General features: G+C 74.4%; 2 protein-coding genes and 1 pseudogene. 1 reads left to right on the forward strand and 2 read right to left on the reverse strand.

Going from position 1 to position 2,189, the window contains the following annotated elements; genetic code table 11:
* Positions 1–134, forward strand: a pseudogene (locus ADK60_RS48150) (hypothetical protein); the annotation flags it as partial.
* Positions 135–257: 123 nt separating this feature from the next.
* Here the strand turns inward: ADK60_RS48150 and tuf are convergent.
* Positions 258–1,439: an elongation factor Tu gene (gene tuf / locus ADK60_RS21190; protein ID WP_053648118.1), complete on the reverse strand. Its 1,182-nt coding sequence runs from the start codon at positions 1,437–1,439 to the stop codon at positions 258–260.
* Between the two features lie 296 nt (positions 1,440–1,735).
* Positions 1,736–2,189, reverse strand: a 454-nt coding sequence (locus ADK60_RS21195; protein ID WP_199839710.1) for a ricin-type beta-trefoil lectin domain protein, incomplete at its 5' end; no start/stop codon positions are given.

Genomic DNA, 2,189 nt, shown 5'->3' on the forward strand with positions numbered 1-2,189 from the left:
CCCCCTGGCACCACGGCACCCTCCCCCACACCGGGGCGGGCGCAACCGAGGGACTGGCCTACGCGGCCCTGGCGCTGACGGCCGGCGGAGGAATCGCCCTCTCCGTCGCCCGCCGCAGGCGCCGCCGGTCGTAGTTCCCGGCAGACGGTCGCACGACCGGGGTGGGGCTCCCGAGAAGGGAGTCCCACCCCGGTGCGTTCGGGGGCGGCCGGCCTGCTGAAGGCACGACGGTGCGCTTTCGCCGCCCGCCCGGGGGCTCAGTCGAGCACGGCCCCCACCGTGCCCGCCGCCACCGTCCGCCCGCCCTCGCGGACGGCGAAACCGAGGCCGGGCTCCAGCGGCATGGACTGCCCGAGCGTCACCGTCACCTCGACGGTCTCGCCCGGCAGCGCCACGGCGACCCCCTCGGGCAGCCGGACCTCGCCGACCACGTCGCCCGTCCGCAGGTAGAACTGCGGGCGGTAGCCGCCGGCGACGGGCGTCCGGCGGCCGCCCTCGGCCGTCGACAGCAGGCGAAGCCGGGCGGTGAAGCCCGTGTGCACGGAGGCGCTGCCGACCGCCGCGACCACCTGACCGCGCCGGACCTGCCCGCGCTGCACCCCGCGCAGCAGCAGCGCGACGTTGTCGCCCGCCTCCGCGGACTCCATGGTCCGGCCGAAGGTCTCCACGCCCGTCACCACGGACTGCACCTCCGCGTCGTTGCCGAGGACCTCCACCCGGTCGCCCGTCCGCACCCGTCCGCGCTCGACCGCGCCGGTCACCACCGTGCCGCGGCCGGTGATGGTGAGCACGTTCTCGATCGGCAGCAGGAACGGCGCGTCGGTGTACCGCACCGGCGTCGGCACGTGGGTGTCCACCGCGTCCAGCAGCCGCAGCAGCGCGGCCGACCAGTACGGGTCGCCCTCCAGCGCGCGCAGCCCGGAGACCGGGACCACCGGCAGGGCCGCGCCGTCGTAGCCGTGCGCGCCGAGCAGCTCGCGCACCTCCAGCTCGACCAGCTCCAGGAGCTCCGGGTCACCCGCGTCGGCCTTGTTCAGCGCCACCACGACGTGATCGACGCCGATCTGACGGGCCAGCAGCACGTGCTCGGCGGTCTGCGGCATGATGCCGTCCTGGGCGGAGACGACCAGGATCGCACCGTCCAGCTGCGCCGCACCGGTGATCATGTTCTTCACGAAGTCGGCGTGGCCGGGCATGTCGACGTGGGCGTAGTGCCGGGTGGCCGTCTCGTACTCGACGTGCGCGATGTTGATGGTGATGCCGCGGGCGGCCTCCTCCGGGGCCCGGTCGATCCGGTGGAACGGGACGAACGAGCCGCCGCCGCGCTCGGCCAGGACCTTGGTGATGGCCGCGGTGAGGGTGGTCTTGCCGTGGTCGACATGACCCATGGTGCCGATGTTCAGGTGCGGCTTGCTGCGCACGAAGGCCTGCTTGGCCATGGTTTCTCTCCGGGAGTCGTCAGCGTGATGACGGGACCTCAGCGACGGGCCGACCTTCCCCGCCTGAGGTCCCGGGGACGACCCGGGGAAGGTCAGCTTCGTGCGCCGTCGAATGCGGCTGCGACTGCCTGGGCAGCAGCCATCGCGCCCGCGACTGCGGGGAATTCGGCGATGGCGTACTGGAACATGGGGTTCATCATGCCGGTGCGCGCGGGCGTCCGCGAGCGGTTTTCCGGTGGGGCACCGGATCACGTCCTGCCCCCGGACGGGCCGAGCCGCCCCCCGGACAGGTCGGGTCAGCGCAGGTACCACTTCTGGTTGGGGGTGCCGGAGCAGTCCCACAGCTGGAGCTGGGTGCCGGCGGCGGTGCCCTTGTCCTTGGCGTCCACGCACTTGTTCGCCTGGGGGTTGACGAGGTCCTCGGGGCCCGCGAGGACGAACCGCTGGGCGGGGCCGCCGTTGCAGATCGCCACCTGGATCCGGGTGCCGTTGACGACCGAGCCCCAGGCCACGTCCATGCAGAGGTCGCCGGCCCGGACGGTGCCGTCCGGGCGGAAGTCCCAGGTCTGCCAGGCGCCGCCGGTGCAGTCCTGGAGCTCCAGTCCGGTGCCGTCGCTGAGCCGGTGGCCGATGGTGCCGATGCAGCGCTGCGAGCCGCGCCCCGCGACGGGGCGGCCGGGCGGCGGGGCGGCGGGTGCGGGTGCCTGGGTGGCGGGCGCCGGTGCCGGTGGCGCGGGTGCGGCGGGTGGC

It is taken from the genome of Streptomyces sp. XY431 (assembly GCF_001279805.1).
GTDB lineage: Bacteria > Actinomycetota > Actinomycetes > Streptomycetales > Streptomycetaceae > Kitasatospora > Kitasatospora purpeofusca.

Bases quoted from the DNA above. Each gene is read 5' to 3' on its own strand.
- tuf (WP_053648118.1), bottom strand. From the start codon at position 1,439: ATGGCCAAGCAGGCCTTCGTGCGCAGCAAGCCGCACCTGAACATCGGC.